Below are 14312 nucleotides of genomic sequence, written 5' to 3'. Positions count from 1 at the left end.
ACGCCGAGCCGGCTACAATGCACGTCATGAGCGACACTGGCGCGGTCGGCCGCGCGGATGCAATGCGGATTTTGCTGGTCGAAGACGACAAGATGATTGCCGAAGGCGTGCGTAAGGCGCTGCGCGGCGACGGCTTCGCGGTGGACTGGGTCCAAGACGGCGAAAGCGCGCCGACCGCCGCGGCCGGGGAGCCGTATGACCTGGTCCTGCTCGATCTCGGGCTGCCCAAGCGCGACGGTCTGGACGTGCTGCGCGCGATGCGCGCGCGGGGGCTGACGATGCCGGTGCTGATCGTGACCGCGCGCGACGCCGTCGCGGACCGCGTGAAGGGGCTCGATGCCGGCGCCGACGACTATCTCGTGAAGCCGTTCGATCTGGACGAGCTGGCTGCGCGCATGCGGGCGCTGATCCGGCGGCAGGCGGGGCGCAGCGAGTCCGTCATCCGTCACGGCACGCTGACCCTCGATCCCGCTGCGCATCAGGTGACGCTCGACGGCACGCCCGTCGCGCTGTCGGCGCGCGAATTCGCGCTGCTCGAGGCGCTGCTCGCGCGCCCTGGCGCCGTGCTCTCCAAGAGTCAGCTCGAGGAAAAAATGTACGGATGGGGCGAGGAGATCGGCAGCAATACCGTCGAAGTCTACATCCACGCGCTGCGCAAGAAGCTCGGCGCGGAACTCATCCGCAACGTGCGCGGCCTCGGCTATATGATCGCGAAGGACGCCTGAGCGCTTCCTTTCGCGGTCCTCTCGTCTTCTTCAATGCGTTCCATTCGTCATCAACTGCTTGTCTGGCTGCTCGCGATCGTCGTTGCGGGCGTGGGTGCGGCGGGCTGGCTCATCTATCGCCAGGCGCTCGCCGAGGCCAACGAACTCTTCGACTACCAGTTGCAGGAGATCGCCGCCGCGCTGCCGTCGGAGCCTTTCTCGCAGATCTTCGGCGCCCACAAGGAGGCCGACGAGGGCATCGTCATCCAGATCTGGAGCCGCACGGGCGCGCTGATGTACTACTCCCATCCGCGCGCGCCGCTCGCGCCGCGCGCCGAGCTCGGGTTCTCGACCGAGCGTACCGAGCGGGGCGACTGGCGCGTGTATGGCGCCATCGTCGGCGACAACGTCGTCCAGCTCGCGCAGCCCGTGTCCGTGCGCAACCGGTTGGCCGCGAACGTCGCGCTGCGCACGCTGTGGCCGCTCATCGTGCTGCTGCCGCTTTTGGGTCTCGCCGTCTGGGTGATCGTCGGGCGCGGATTGGCGCCGCTTGCGCGCGTGACGCGCGCGCTCAACGCACGGCGGCCCGAAGCGCTCGATCCGCTGCCCGACAGGCGGCTGCCACTGGAGGTGCAGCCGCTCGTGCGTGCGTTGAACGGCCTGCTCGCGCGGCTGACCGAGGCACTCGATACGCAGCGCGCCTTCGTGGCCGATGCGGCGCACGAATTGCGCACGCCGCTGGCCGCGGTGCAGATTCAGTCTCAGCTCGTGGCGCGGGCGCGCGACGATGCATCGCGCCGAGAGGCGCTCGACGATTTGCAGGCCGGTGTCACGCGCGCGACGCGTCTTGCCGAGCAACTGCTGGCGCTCGCGCGCGCCGAGCCGGCGGCGGGCGCCGTGCGCGATTCGGTGGACTTGCGACTGTTGCTCGCCGAATGCGTCGCCGCGCATGCGCCGCTCGCGCAGCGCCGCGGCGTCGATCTGGGCTTCGAGGACGCGCAGCCGGCCACCGCCATGGCCGATGCCGATGCGTTGCGCGCGATGTTCGGCAACCTGCTCGATAACGCCGTCAAGTACACGCCGCCGGGCGGGCGCATCGATGTGACGCTCACGGTGGGGCAGGAGGGGCGGCCATGCGTGCAGATCGCCGACAGCGGCCCGGGCATCCCGTCAGACGAGCGTGAGCGCGTGTTCGACCGCTTCTATCGCGATGCGTCGGCGCGTGCCCGTGCCGATGTCTCGGGCAGCGGCCTCGGTTTGGCCATCGTCAAGCGCGTCGCCACGCAAAACGGCGCGACCATCGAACTGGGCGAGGCCGCGCTTGGCGGGCTGCTCGTCACCGTGCGGTTCTGATCTCCGAGCCTCTGAGCCCCTGAGCCCCTGAGCCCCGTGCGACGGGTTGCCGCACCGTTAAGGTTCCTTTAAGCCGAGCGCCTTACTCTGCGTACCATCAAGTAAGGAGGCCCATTCGATGAACAGGAAATTTCTGTCGCGCGGGGCAATCGCGGTCGCGGTTGCACTCGCCGTATCCGGAGGTTATGTGGCGGGCACGCGCCACGCCGATCCCCAGATCATCACCGCTGCGTACGCCGCGCCGATGATGCCGGCCGAAGCCGCTGCGAAAACGGGCATCCCGGACTTCTCGGGGCTCGTCGAGGCATATGGTCCCGCGGTGGTCAATATCAGCGCGAAGCATGTGGTGAAGCGCACGGCGCACCGCGCGCAGCAACTGCCGATCGACCCGAGCGATCCGTTCTATCAGTTCTTCAAGCGCTTTTACGGCCAGTTCCCCGGCTTCAACGACGGCGATGGCGACGCGCAGCCCGACGCCACCCCGAGCGCAAGCCTGGGCTCGGGCTTCATCATCAGCAATGACGGCTACATCCTGACCAACGCGCATGTGATCGATGGCGCGAACGTCGTCACGGTCAAGCTCACCGACAAGCGGGAGTTCCGCGCGAAGGTCATCGGTACCGACAAGCAGTCCGACGTGGCCGTGATCAAGATCAATGCCTCGAATCTCCCGGTCGTGAAGATCGGCGATCCGCAGCAGAGCAAGGTCGGTCAGTGGGTGGTGGCGATCGGCTCGCCGTACGGGTTCGAGAACACGGTGACCTCGGGCATCATCAGCGCGAAGGGCCGCTCGCTGCCCGACGAGAACTACACGCCGTTCATTCAGACGGATGTGCCGGTCAACCCCGGCAACTCGGGCGGACCGCTCTTCAACCTGCAAGGGCAGGTGATCGGCATCAACTCGATGATCTACTCGCAAACGGGCGGCTTCCAGGGCCTGTCGTTCGCGATTCCGATCGATGAAGCGATGCGTGTCAAGGACGAGCTCGTGAAGAACGGCCATGTCAGCCGCGGGCGGCTCGGCGTGGCGGTGCAGGGCGTCAATCAGACCCTGGCCAACTCGTTCGGCCTGCCCAAACCGGCCGGCGCGCTCGTGAGTTCGGTCGATCCGGGCGGCCCGGCCGCGAAGGCGGGACTGCAAGCGGGCGACGTGATTCTTGCCGTCAACGGCGCGGCGGTCGGCGATTCGACCGATCTGCCCGCGCAGATCGCGGCGATGAAGCCCGGCAGCAAGGCCACGCTCGACATCTGGCGCGACAAGTCGAAAAAGCAGCTGACGGTCACGCTGGGCTCGCTCTCGGACACCAAGGTGGCCGACAACAGCACCGCGAGCGCCGCGCCGAGCCGACTGGGCGTGGCAGTGCGCGCGCTGACGCCGCAGGAAAAGAACAGCGGTTCTTTGAATCACGGCCTCGTCGTGCAGCAATCGTCGGGTCCCGCGGCGAATGCCGGCATCCTGCCCGGCGACGTCATTCTCGCCGTCAACGGCAGCCCGGTTTCGTCGCCGGAGCAGCTGAAGCAGATCATCGCGAAGGCCGGCAGCAGTGTCGCGCTGCTGATCCAGCGCAACGATGCACAGATCTTCGTGCCGGTCGATCTCGGTTGAAACCAGCTGCCCGTGCCGGGGCCTCGCGCCCCGCCGGGCACGGGCATTGCTGGCTCTCTTCTTTATGAAGAAAAAGGAGTGATGCCATGAAAACACCCAACAGCAAACGAGCAAGACTCTCGGCCCTGGCCGCGGTCCTTGCCCTCGGATTCGCGGGCGGTGCGTTCGCGCAAGCCTCCTCCAGTTCCGGCACGGTCGGCGGTACGACGACCGACATGACCAGCGCCGGCAACGCGAACGGCGGCGGCATGCCGCCCATTCAGCACGAGGGGGCGGTTTCGTACGTGTCGGGCGGCGTGGGTCTGGACGAGTCCACGGCGCTCAAGAGCGCTGCGCATGAGTGGCCGCTGTCGCTGCGTTTCACGGGACCGACGGCCGACTATCTGGCCGACGTGCACGTGATGATCGTAGGTTCCGGCAACGACCAGGTCCTTTCGACGGACTCGAAGGGGCCGTACATGCTCGTGAAGCTGCCTCCGGGCCGTTATACGGTGCATGCGAAGTACAAGGATCAGGAGCAAACGCGCGCGGTGACCGTTACGGGCAAGCCCGGGGCGCACGCGGATTTCCACTGGAGCACGCAGTAGCGCACGCCGACCGCGCACGTGCGCGATCTTTGTCTGATAATGGAAGCCACGGGTGAGAGCCCGTGGCTTTTTGCATTGCCGCAAAGGCGTATCTCCGTTCGAACCTTGCCAAGGGAATCGCCATGACGAATGCCCATCGCGTCGATATCGAGCCCAACCCGCATCGTCTGCGTGTGATCCACAGCGGAATCACGCTGGCGGACACGAGCCGGGGATTCACGCTCAAAGAGACCGGCTTGCAAGATGTCTTTTACTTCCCGCGCGAGGACGTCAACATGACGCGCTTCTCGCGTTCGGAGACGACGACGCATTGCCCCTACAAAGGCGATGCGTCGTATTTTCATCTGCGCACGGAAGACGGCGAGGTCATCGAAAACGTGGCATGGAGCTACGAGTCGCCATACGAAGCCGCTGCCGCGATCAAGGATTGCCTGGCGTTTTTCAGCGAGCGCGTCGATCGAATCGACCAGACGTCGTGAGCTGACGCGAGGAGCCGCGCATGCAGCGAAGGGAGTCGTCATGGAGCTGACCGATGCAGTGCGCGTCGACCTTGCGCCAGCCGCCGTAGCCCAAGCGCTGTCGGACCTCGCGCTCGTGCGCGCAAGCCTCGAGAACTGCGAGACGTTCACCCGATTGCCCGACGGCGAATTCGCGTTGACGTTCACCGTGCCTGTCGGTCCGCTCCGAGGACGCTACGAGGTACGGCTGCATCTAGCGGACGTCGAAGACTCACCCGAGCGCGAGCCTGCTCGCGTATTGCATCGCGTGATCAACTTCAAGGCTGGCGCGGCCGGCGTCGGTTCGCTGCGGGGCCAGCTCGAGATCGCACTCGAGCCTGCCGGGTCCGGCGATGCGGCCGAGACCACGCGCATCGATTATGCGATCTGGACAACGCTTACCGGGCCGCTGGCCGCGCTGCCGCCGGGGCAGATCGAAAATGCGCTGCAAGCGCTGGCCGAGGATTTCTTCGCGGAGTTCGCCGCCGTCGTCGAGGCCAAGCACGGCAAGCGGCCCAATCGTGCGGCTCCTGCCGGATGGAGCCGGCGCCAGCATGTGTTCCTGCGGCCCATCAATCTGGCCGGCCTCGTGCACCGGAGTGCACACGTCGACGCGCCGTCGCCCGCCTCGGGCCGATTGAGCGGTCTGCTGCTTGGCGCGCGCGGCTCGCACGGGCTCGAACGCCGCGAACCGCGAGCGATGCCGCCTTGGGCCTGGGCGCTTGCCATCATCATCGTCGGCGCGTTGCTTTATCTGCTGCACCGCCTTCAGTAGCGACCGCTCGCGCCGCGGAATTCTCGGCGATATGCACTCGGCGACGTTTTCAATGTCTCGGCGAAATGCTGCCGCAGCGAGACGGCCGAGCCGAAGCCCGCCGATTCGGCGATCGCATCGACGCTCTCGTCGGTCGTCTCGAGCAACTGCTGAGCACGTGAAAGCCGTGCCGTGAGCAGCCATGCGCCGACGGTGGTGCCCGTCGCCTCGCGGAACCGCCGGGTGAAGGTGCGTCGGCTCATCAGCGCGCGTTCGGCCAGCGAGTCGAGCGTATGGGGTTCGTGCACGTTCGCACGGACCCAATCGAGCAGCGCGACGAGCCGCGCGTCGCGCGCGTCGGTGCCGACCGGCTGCTCCACGAATTGAGCCTGCGAGCCCTGGCGGTGCGGCGGTACGACCAGTCGGCGAGCGACGTAGTTCGCGGCTTGCACGCCGCAGCGCGTACGGAGAACATGCAAACAGCAGTCGAGGCCGGCGGCGGTGCCGGCGGACGTCAGAATATCGCCGTCGTCGACATAGAGCACTGACGCATCGACCTCCACGGCCGGGTAGCGCCGGGCGAATTCGCCGGCCCACGCCCAGTGCGTGGTCGCGCGCCGACCGTCGAGCAGACCCGCGGCCGCCAGGACGAACGCGCCGAGGCACAGCCCCACGCATTGCGCGCCACGCGCATGAGCGCGCCGCAATGCGGCGATCAGCGCGTCCCCGGGCTCGCGAAAGGCGCCGTCCCAGCTCGGCACGATGACGATGTCGGCGACATCCAGCGCATCGAGCCCGTGCGCTGCCGTAATCGTGAATCCCGCCTTTGTTCCAAGATCGCCCGCGCGGCACGCGCACACGCGCAAATCGAAGCGCGGCACATTCCCCGCGCTGTAGTCCTCACCGAAGACGATGCACGGCACCGAGAGATGAAACGGACTGATGCCGTCGAAAGCGACGACAGCGACGATGGGCGCGGCGTCAGGCGAGCCAGCGTTCGGATGGCGCATGAAACTCCTATCGGAGGGCGAATGCGGCGATTGGATTGGCCCGATTATATCGATTAATGTCATTCGGGCCACTATCGGCGGGCGGCCCGGGACGGAAGAATGGAGTCCGTCTTCCGCCTCGCGGACCCCTTCGACATCAGGAGCTCACCATGTCTCGCTTCCCGCGCCGTGCACTCGTCGTCATCGACGTGCAGAACGAATATGTCACCGGCGACTTGCCGATCGAATTCCCGAACGTCCAGAGCTCCCTCGCCAATATCGGGCGGGCGATGGATGCGGCTCGCGCCGCCTCCGTTCCGGTCGTCGTGGTCCAGAACTTCGCGTCAGCGGGCTCGCCGCTTTTTGCGCGCGGCACGCCGGGAGCCGAACTGCATCCGGTAGTCGCCGGCCGGGAGCGCGATCACTATGTCGAAAAATCGCTGCCAAGCGCGTTTGCGGGGACCGACCTTGCTCAGTGGCTCGCCGAGCAGGAAATCGACACGTTGACAGTGGTCGGCTACATGACGCACAACTGCGACGCATCGACCATCGTTCACGCGCTGCACGCGGGTTTCGCCGTCGAGTTTCTCTCCGACGCCTCCGGTTCAGTGCCCTACGAGAACAGCGCAGGCTTTGCGAGCGCGCAGGAAATTCATCGCGTCTATTGCGTGGTGCTGCAGTCGCGCTTCGCGTCCGTGGCCGATACCGACACATGGCTCGCGGCGCTTGCAGCGGGCGAGCCGCTCGAGCGCAGCACGATCTACGCTTCGAATCAGGCCGCCCGGCGGCGCGCCGTGGCGATGCCGACCCAGGCGTAGGGGGCTGGCGCGGCGCGCGGCTCTGCGTTACGTGCGTTCACGCGCCGCGCAGAGCCTGGCTCGTACGCAGCGTATGAAGGCACGCATCGACGAATGCTTCGATGTGCGCGCTGAGATCGATCCTCGGCGGAAGCATCAGTGCATCGCGCAGACATCCTCCAACGAACGCATGGAGAAAGAGTGCCGCGCGTTGGGTATCGAGATCGGGCGGCAACTGGCCGCGCTCGATGGCCGCGCGCAGATCGTCCTCGAGTTTGCCGAGCCCTTCTTCCATGCTGGCCTGATGGCGCGCCTTGACGGGCCCCATCTCATCGACGAATTCGCATTTCAGAAAAAGGATGTCGAAGACGCGGCGGCGCTGCGGATCGACAGCCGCCGCGCGCAAACACCATTTGAGTTTCTCGGCGAGCCGCAGTAGCGGATCGGGCGGCTCGCCATCGCCGGCGGAAAGTTCGTCGAGCGGCAACAAGACGCGGTCGAACATCGCCGTGAAAACATCGGCTTTGTTCGCAAAATGCCAATAGATCGCGCCGCGCGTGACACCCGCCTGCGCAGCGATGTCGGCGAGCGAGGTCCGCGATACGCCCTTGTCATAAAACACCTGCTCTGCCGCATCGAGAATCCGGTTGCGCGTCTCCCGTGCCTCTTCTTTCGTTTTCCTGACCATCTTGCTTTCCGCTTGGCGGCTTCGTCGATTCCCGGCAGTCACCCGTCTGTAACGATACAGTCGGACGAATAGAACGAATCGATTGATTACCGCGTATTACAGGCGCGAATTGTTGCTCGAAGTAAGCATGTTTCGCAACGAAAACCTTTTACATACATTGATGAATGTATATACAATACCGTCCTACGTTTGAATGGTCCAGTGCGGATTCCCGGTAATATCGGTCCCTGGCTGTCTCGCGCGGGATCGCGCGCCAGCTTTGCGCCATCGCTCGAGGCGCGCCGCCGGTATCTCAGCGCGGCGCCGCGCGCCCGACGTGCCGTGCGCCCGGCCCTCTCGCGGGGCCGTCGTCTTCAAGCGTTTCGCGACATGAGTCGCGCCGCGCGCCTCGCGGGAATGGGGCGCAGCGGGCCTACTTTGTTCCCAGTCATTGATCAGAGGTCGCTCCATGCGTGTCGAAACGGTTCCTCTTCGCCTGATCGCTACCGCGACGGCTGCCATGATTCTCGCGGCGTGCGGACAAAAGCAGTCGGCACCGCCGCCGCAAACGCCCGAGGTGGGCGTCGTCACCGTCACGACGAGCGCCGTGCCCGTCACGAGCGAGTTGCCGGGGCGCACGAGCGCTTTCCTCGTGGCGCAGGTGCGTGCGCGCGTCGACGGTATCGTGCTGCGCCGCGAGTTCACCGAGGGTAGCGAAGTGAAGGCCGGCCAGCGCTTGTACAAGATCGACCCCGCGCCGTATATCGCCTCGCTCAACAGTGCGAAGGCGTCGCTGGCCAAGGCGCAGGCCAATCTCGCCAGCACGGCGGCCCAGGCGAACCGCTATAAGGTGCTCGTGGCCGCGAACGCGGTCAGCAAGCAGGACTACGACAATGCCGTTGCCGCGCAGGGGCAGGCCGCGGCGGACGTCGCGTCGGCCAAGGCCGCTGTTCAGACGGCGCAGATCAATGTCGGCTACACGGACGTCGTCGCGCCCATCACGGGCCGCACCGGCGTGTCGCAAGTCACGCCGGGCGCGTATGTGCAGGCGAGCGCGGCCACGCTCATGGATACGATTCAGCAGCTCGATCCGATGTACGTCGATCTCACGCAGTCGAGCCTCGACGGGCTCAAGCTGCGTCGCGAAATCCAGGAAGGGCGCTTGAAGACGAACGGACCGGGCGCCGCGAAGGTCACGTTGATTCTCGAAGATGGCAGGACGTACGCACAGCAGGGCAAGCTGCAGTTTTCCGATGTGACCGTCGATCAGTCGACGGGCTCGATCACAGTGCGGGCGATCTTCCCGAACCCGAACCGGGTCCTGCTGCCGGGCATGTTCGTGCGCGCGCGCATCGAGGAGGGCGTCAACGAACGCGCGATGCTCGTGCCGCAAATCGGCGTCACGCACGATCAGAAAGGACAGGCGAGCGCGCTCGTCGTCGCTGCCGACGGCAAGGTCGCGCCGCGTCCGCTCGTGACCGCGGGCATGCGCGGCCCCGACTGGATCGTCGAGAGCGGCTTGAATCCGGGCGACCGCGTGATCGTTCAGGGCACGGAGAAAGTCCGTCCGGGCATGGCCGTGAAGGCCGTACCGGCCCAGCTCGCGGCGCCGGCATCCGGCGCCTCCACCGCCACTGCCACGCAGCCGGCTTCGGCATCGCAGCCCGCGTCCGGCGCGTAACAGAGGGGAGCCCGTTACATGGCCAAGTTTTTTATCGATCGACCGATTTTCGCGTGGGTGATTGCGATCATCCTGATGCTGGCGGGGATTGCGTCGATCTTCAATCTGCCGATCGCGCAGTACCCGACGATCGCGCCACCGTCGATCCAGATCAGCGCGTCGTATCCGGGCGCCTCGGCGAAGACGGTCGAAAATACGGTGACGCAGGTCATCGAGCAGCAGATGAGCGGCCTCGATCACCTGCTCTATCTATCTTCGACGAGCGACGATTCGGGCACCGCCACGATCACGCTGACGTTTGCCGCCGGCACCAATCCTGACATCGCGCAGGTGCAGGTGCAAAACAAGCTCTCGCTTGCGACGCCGCTTTTGCCGTCGGTCGTGCAGCAACTCGGCACGAAGGTGACGAAATCGAGCAGCAGCTTCCTGCTCGTGCTCGCGTTCGTGTCCGAAGACGGCAGCATGAACAAGTACGACCTTGCGAACTATGTCGCCTCGAACATTCAGGATCCGATCAGCCGTATCGACGGCGTCGGCACCTTGTCGCTGTTCGGCACACAGTACGCGATGCGGATCTGGCTGGACCCGAACAAGCTGACGAACTACGGGCTCACGCCTGTCGACGTCTCGACGGCGATCCAGAACCAGAACGTCCAGGTCGCAGCCGGCCAACTGGGCGGGACGCCCTCCGTGCCGGGGCAGATGCTGCAGGCGACGATCACCGAGCAGACGCTGCTGCGCACGCCCGGTCAGTTCGGCGATATCTTGCTGAAGGTGAATCCGGACGGCTCGCAGGTGCGGATCAAGGACGTTGCGCGCCTCGAGCTCGGCGGCGAAAACTACAACGTCGACACCGCCTACAACGGTCAGCCGACCGTCGGTATGGGCATTCAGCTCGCCACGGGTGCCAACGCCCTCCAGACGGCCAAGCTCGTGCGCCAGCGTGTCGAAGAGCTGTCGCGGTACTTCCCGCACGGTCTTGCGGTGAAGTACCCGTATGACACGACGCCGTTCGTGCGGCTGTCGATCGAGGAAGTGATCAAGACGCTGCTCGAAGGGATCGTGCTCGTCTTCCTGGTCATGTACCTGTTCCTGCAGAACCTGCGCGCGACGTTGATTCCGACGATCGCGGTCCCGGTGGTGCTGCTCGGTACCTTCGCGATCATGAACGCGGTGGGCTTTTCGATCAACGTGCTCTCGATGTTCGGGCTCGTGCTGGCGATCGGTCTGCTCGTCGACGATGCGATCGTCGTGGTCGAGAACGTCGAGCGCGTCATGGCCGAGGAGGGCTTATCGCCCCGGGATGCTACGAGAAAGGCGATGAGCCAGATCACGGGCGCGCTCGTCGGCGTGGCGCTCGTGCTCTCGGCCGTGTTCGTGCCGGTGGCGCTTTCGGGCGGCTCGGTGGGTGCGATCTACCGGCAGTTCTCGCTGACGATCGTCGCGGCGATGGTGCTCTCGGTGCTCGTCGCGCTGATTCTGACGCCGGCGCTGTGCGCGACGATCCTCAAGCCGATACCGGCGGGCCATCACGAGGAAAAGACGGGCTTCTTCGGCTGGTTCAACCGCACGTTCAACACGAGCCGCGAGAAGTATCAGAAAGGCGTGCATCACGTCATTCGCCGTTCGAGCCGGTGGCTGCTGATCTATATCGTCGTCATCGTCGCGATCGGGCTGCTGTTCGTGCGCTTGCCGAAGTCGTTCCTGCCTGACGAGGATCAGGGCTATGCGTTCATTCTCGTGCGTACGCCGACAGGCTCGACGCAAGAGACGACGGGCAAGACCCTCGCTAACATCGCCGACTATCTGCTCAACAAAGAGAAATCGGTCGTCGAATCGGTGTTCACGGTCAACGGCTTCAGCTTCGCGGGCCGCGGCCAGAACTCGGGTCTCGTCTTCGTGCGGCTCAAGGATTACGGCGAGCGGCAGCATGCGGACCAGAAGGTGCAGGCCGTCATTCAGCGGATGTTCATGCACTATGCGAACTACAAGGATGGGCTCGTCATTCCGTTCAACCCGCCGTCGATCCCCGAGCTCGGTACCGCGTCCGGTTTCGACTTCGAGCTGACCGACAACGCGGGGCATGGCCACGAGGCGCTGATGGCGGCGCGCGATCAGTTGCTCGGGATGGCGGCCAAGGACCCGACGCTTGCGCTGGTCCGGCCGAACGGCTTGAACGATACGCCGCAGTTCAAGGTCGATATCGACCGCGAAAAAGCGCAGGCGCTCGGCGTCACCGCGGAAGCGATCGACCAGACCTTCTCGATTGCGTGGGCGTCGAAGTACGTGAACAACTTCCTCGATACGGACAACCGGATCAAGAAGGTCTACCTGCAGTCCGATGCGCCGTTCCGGATGTCGCCCGAGGATATGTCGAAGTGGTACGTGCGCAATGGCTCGGGCGCGATGGTGCCGTTCACGGCGTTCGCGTCGGGGCAATGGACCTACGGCTCGCCGAAACTGGAGCGCTTCAACGGGATCTCGGCGGTCGAGATTCAAGGGCAGGCCGCGGCCGGCAAGAGTACGGGACAGGCCATGACGGCCATGGAACGGATCGCCGCCAAACTGCCGGCCGGGATCGGCTACTCGTGGACGGGGCTCTCGTATCAGGAGCTCCAGTCGGGTTCGCAGGCGCCGATTCTGTACGGCATCTCGATCCTCGTCGTGTTCCTGTGTCTTGCCGCGTTGTATGAAAGCTGGTCGATTCCGTTCTCGGTCATCATGGTGGTGCCGTTGGGCGTGATCGGCGCACTGCTGGCCGCCACGGTGCGCGGGCTCGAGAACGACGTGTTCTTCCAGGTCGGTCTGCTGACGACGGTGGGGCTTTCGGCGAAGAACGCAATTCTGATCGTCGAATTCGCGCGCGAGTTGCAGCACAAGGAAGGCATGGGGCCTGTCGAGGCGGCGATGGAAGCATCGCGGCTGCGGTTGCGGCCGATCCTGATGACATCGCTGGCATTCATTCTCGGTGTGATGCCGCTTGCGATCAGCAACGGCGCGGGCTCCGCCAGCCAGCACGCGATCGGTACCGGCGTGATCGGCGGGATGCTGACCGCAACGTTCCTGGCGATCTTCTTCATCCCGATGTTCTTCGTCGTCATTCGCGCGAAGTTCTCGGGCGAGACCGAGGATGCCGACGAAGCCGCGCGCTTGGCCCAAGCGCATCATGCGCCGAAGCCCGAAGGTGACGATGGCGACAACAGTGGCGCGGGCGGTGGTCCCCGCAACGAAGGACAGTGACATGCAGATGCGAAACCCTTCTCTGATTGCGATCGCGGCCGCGCTGTTCGCTGCGGGCTGCTCGTTCCAGCCCAAGTACGAGCGTCCCGCCCCGCCGGTGGCTGCGGCGTTCCCGAGTTCGGGCGTTTATGCCACGCAGCCGGCGGGTACCCCGGGCCGTAGTGCCGGCGGTCAAGCGGCGGCCGATATCGGCTGGAAGAACTTTTTCGTCGACGAGCGCTTGCAACGGCTCATCGAGATCGCGCTGGCGAACAACCGGGACTTGCGCGTATCCGTGCTCAATGTGGATCAGGCGCGTGCGCAATATCGGATCACGCGTGCCGACTTGTTCCCGACGCTCGATGCGTCGGGCCAGGAAAGCGTCTCGCGTACGCCGAAGGATTTGAGCTTTTTCGGCAAGACGATTTCGCGGACGTATTCGGTCGGGCTGGACGCTTCCTGGGAGATCGACTTTTGGGGCCGTATACGCAGCCTCAAGGACCAGGCGCTCGAGCAATATCTCTCGACGGCGCAGGCGCGCAAAGCGGCTGAAATCTCGCTCGTCTCGCAGGTGGCCGACGAGTATCTGCAGATGCTCGCGTTCGACGATCTGCTCAAGGTGACCGAAGACACGCTGAAATCGGCGCAGAGCTCCTACGATCTGACAAAGCTGCAATTCGACAACGGCACGGGCTCCGAGCTTTCGCTGCGTCAGGCGGAGACGGTCGTCGAGCAGGCGAAGGCAAATCGCGAAGCACAGGCCCGTTCCCGTGCGCAGGCGGAAAACGCGCTCGCGCTGCTGATCGGGCAGTCGCTGCCCGACGATCTGCCGCCCGGCCGCTCGCTTGGCGATCAGGCGCTTTTGAGCGATATCCCGGCGGGGCTGCCGTCCGATTTGCTCACGCGCCGGCCCGACATCATGGAAGCGGAGGCTTCGCTGCGCGCGGCGAATGCGAATATCGGTGCGGCACGCGCAGCGTTTTTCCCGAAGATTTCGCTGACGGGTTCGGCTGGTACCGAGAGCTTGACGCTTGGTGGATTGTTCAAGCCTGGGTCGGCGGCTTGGAGTTTTACGCCGCAGATTTCGCTGCCGATTTTTGAGGGTGGGCGGAATATCGCAAATCTCGATCTTGCCAATATTCAGAAGCGGATCGAGATCGCGAAGTATGAGAAGGCGATTCAGTCGGCGTTTCGGGATGTGGCCGATGGGCTCGCGGCGCGGAGTACTTATGACGCGCAGATCGGAGCGCTCGAGCGGAATACGAATGCGGAGCAGCGGGCGCTTGATTTGTCGCAGCTGCGGTATCGGAATGGGGTCGATAGTTATCTGCAGGTGTTGACTGCGCAGACCAATCTCTATTCGGCGCAGCAATCGCTGATCAATGCGCGTGTCGCACGGCTGACCAGTCTTGTTGATCTGTATGTGGCGCTCGGCGGTGGGTGGGTGCAGCAGACGGG

General features: G+C 65.0%; 12 protein-coding genes. 10 read left to right on the top strand and 2 right to left on the bottom strand.

Going from position 1 to position 14312, the window contains the following annotated elements:
* The first annotated feature begins 62 nt into the window (after positions 1 to 62).
* From VGL01_RS18830 to VGL01_RS18805, 6 genes are all read left to right on the top strand, one after another.
* On the top strand, positions 63 to 725 hold the full coding sequence (locus VGL01_RS18830; protein ID WP_331572035.1) for a response regulator: 663 nt from the start codon (positions 63 to 65) through the stop codon (positions 723 to 725).
* 33 nt (positions 726 to 758) lie between these two features.
* Positions 759 to 2057, top strand: a complete 1299-nt coding sequence (locus tag VGL01_RS18825; protein WP_331571991.1) for an ATP-binding protein — start codon at positions 759 to 761, stop codon at positions 2055 to 2057.
* 118 nt (positions 2058 to 2175) lie between these two features.
* Entirely contained in the window at positions 2176 to 3663 is a 1488-nt protein-coding gene (locus tag VGL01_RS18820; RefSeq protein ID WP_331571989.1) for a DegQ family serine endoprotease, read from the top strand.
* Positions 3664 to 3749: 86 nt separating this feature from the next.
* The gene (locus tag VGL01_RS18815) at positions 3750 to 4250 is read left to right on the top strand and encodes a carboxypeptidase-like regulatory domain-containing protein (protein ID WP_331571987.1); all 501 of its coding nucleotides are present in this window, start codon (positions 3750 to 3752) and stop codon (positions 4248 to 4250) included.
* A gap of 122 nt (positions 4251 to 4372) precedes the next feature.
* The gene (locus tag VGL01_RS18810) at positions 4373 to 4729 is read left to right on the top strand and encodes a DUF427 domain-containing protein (protein ID WP_331571985.1); all 357 of its coding nucleotides are present in this window, start codon (positions 4373 to 4375) and stop codon (positions 4727 to 4729) included.
* 40 nt (positions 4730 to 4769) lie between these two features.
* Positions 4770 to 5522, top strand: a complete 753-nt coding sequence (locus VGL01_RS18805; protein WP_331571983.1) for a CoxG family protein — start codon at positions 4770 to 4772, stop codon at positions 5520 to 5522.
* Here the strand turns inward: VGL01_RS18805 and VGL01_RS18800 are convergent.
* Entirely contained in the window at positions 5516 to 6511 is a 996-nt protein-coding gene (locus VGL01_RS18800; RefSeq protein ID WP_331571981.1) for a GlxA family transcriptional regulator, read from the bottom strand. The two genes, VGL01_RS18805 and VGL01_RS18800, sit on opposite strands and share 7 nt — an antisense overlap.
* 149 nt (positions 6512 to 6660) lie before the next feature.
* Here VGL01_RS18800 and VGL01_RS18795 point away from each other — a divergent pair, with 149 nt between their 5' ends.
* Positions 6661 to 7308, top strand: a complete 648-nt coding sequence (locus VGL01_RS18795) for a cysteine hydrolase family protein (RefSeq protein ID WP_331571979.1) — start codon at positions 6661 to 6663, stop codon at positions 7306 to 7308.
* A 37-nt stretch (positions 7309 to 7345) separates the two neighbouring features.
* Here VGL01_RS18795 and VGL01_RS18790 read toward each other — a convergent pair whose 3' ends face one another.
* Complete coding sequence (locus VGL01_RS18790; RefSeq protein ID WP_331571977.1) at positions 7346 to 7975, bottom strand: TetR family transcriptional regulator; 630 nt, start codon at positions 7973 to 7975, stop codon at positions 7346 to 7348.
* Positions 7976 to 8423: 448 nt separating this feature from the next.
* On the opposite strand from VGL01_RS18790, the gene VGL01_RS18785 reads away from it, so the two are divergent.
* The 3 genes from VGL01_RS18785 to VGL01_RS18775 all read left to right on the top strand — a co-directional run.
* Positions 8424 to 9635 carry an efflux RND transporter periplasmic adaptor subunit gene (locus tag VGL01_RS18785; RefSeq protein WP_331571975.1) on the top strand — a complete coding sequence of 404 codons (1212 nt, stop codon included), beginning with the start codon at positions 8424 to 8426 and terminating at the stop codon, positions 9633 to 9635.
* An 18-nt stretch (positions 9636 to 9653) separates the two neighbouring features.
* Complete coding sequence (locus VGL01_RS18780; RefSeq protein ID WP_331571973.1) at positions 9654 to 12875, top strand: efflux RND transporter permease subunit; 3222 nt, start codon at positions 9654 to 9656, stop codon at positions 12873 to 12875.
* A 7-nt stretch (positions 12876 to 12882) separates the two neighbouring features.
* Positions 12883 to 14312 (top strand): efflux transporter outer membrane subunit (locus VGL01_RS18775; RefSeq protein WP_331572033.1); only part of this gene is annotated, 1430 nt, incomplete at its 3' end.

This window comes from Trinickia sp. (genome assembly GCF_036503415.1).
GTDB lineage: Bacteria > Pseudomonadota > Gammaproteobacteria > Burkholderiales > Burkholderiaceae > Trinickia.
The sequence above is the reverse complement of the archived record's forward strand: the minus strand, read 5'-3'. Positions and strand labels throughout refer to the sequence as shown.

Excerpts from the sequence above, each read along its gene's own strand:
- VGL01_RS18830 (WP_331572035.1), top strand. The coding sequence starts at position 63 with ATGCGGATTTTGCTGGTCGAAGACGACAAGATGATTGCCGAAGGCGTG.
- VGL01_RS18825 (WP_331571991.1), top strand. The coding sequence starts at position 759 with ATGCGTTCCATTCGTCATCAACTGCTTGTCTGGCTGCTCGCGATCGTC.
- VGL01_RS18820 (WP_331571989.1), top strand. The coding sequence starts at position 2,176 with ATGAACAGGAAATTTCTGTCGCGCGGGGCAATCGCGGTCGCGGTTGCA.
- VGL01_RS18815 (WP_331571987.1), top strand. The coding sequence starts at position 3,750 with ATGAAAACACCCAACAGCAAACGAGCAAGACTCTCGGCCCTGGCCGCG.
- VGL01_RS18810 (WP_331571985.1), top strand. The coding sequence starts at position 4,373 with ATGACGAATGCCCATCGCGTCGATATCGAGCCCAACCCGCATCGTCTG.
- VGL01_RS18805 (WP_331571983.1), top strand. The coding sequence starts at position 4,770 with ATGGAGCTGACCGATGCAGTGCGCGTCGACCTTGCGCCAGCCGCCGTA.
- VGL01_RS18800 (WP_331571981.1), bottom strand. The coding sequence starts at position 6,511 with ATGCGCCATCCGAACGCTGGCTCGCCTGACGCCGCGCCCATCGTCGCT.
- VGL01_RS18795 (WP_331571979.1), top strand. The coding sequence starts at position 6,661 with ATGTCTCGCTTCCCGCGCCGTGCACTCGTCGTCATCGACGTGCAGAAC.
- VGL01_RS18790 (WP_331571977.1), bottom strand. The coding sequence starts at position 7,975 with ATGGTCAGGAAAACGAAAGAAGAGGCACGGGAGACGCGCAACCGGATT.
- VGL01_RS18785 (WP_331571975.1), top strand. The coding sequence starts at position 8,424 with ATGCGTGTCGAAACGGTTCCTCTTCGCCTGATCGCTACCGCGACGGCT.
- VGL01_RS18780 (WP_331571973.1), top strand. The coding sequence starts at position 9,654 with ATGGCCAAGTTTTTTATCGATCGACCGATTTTCGCGTGGGTGATTGCG.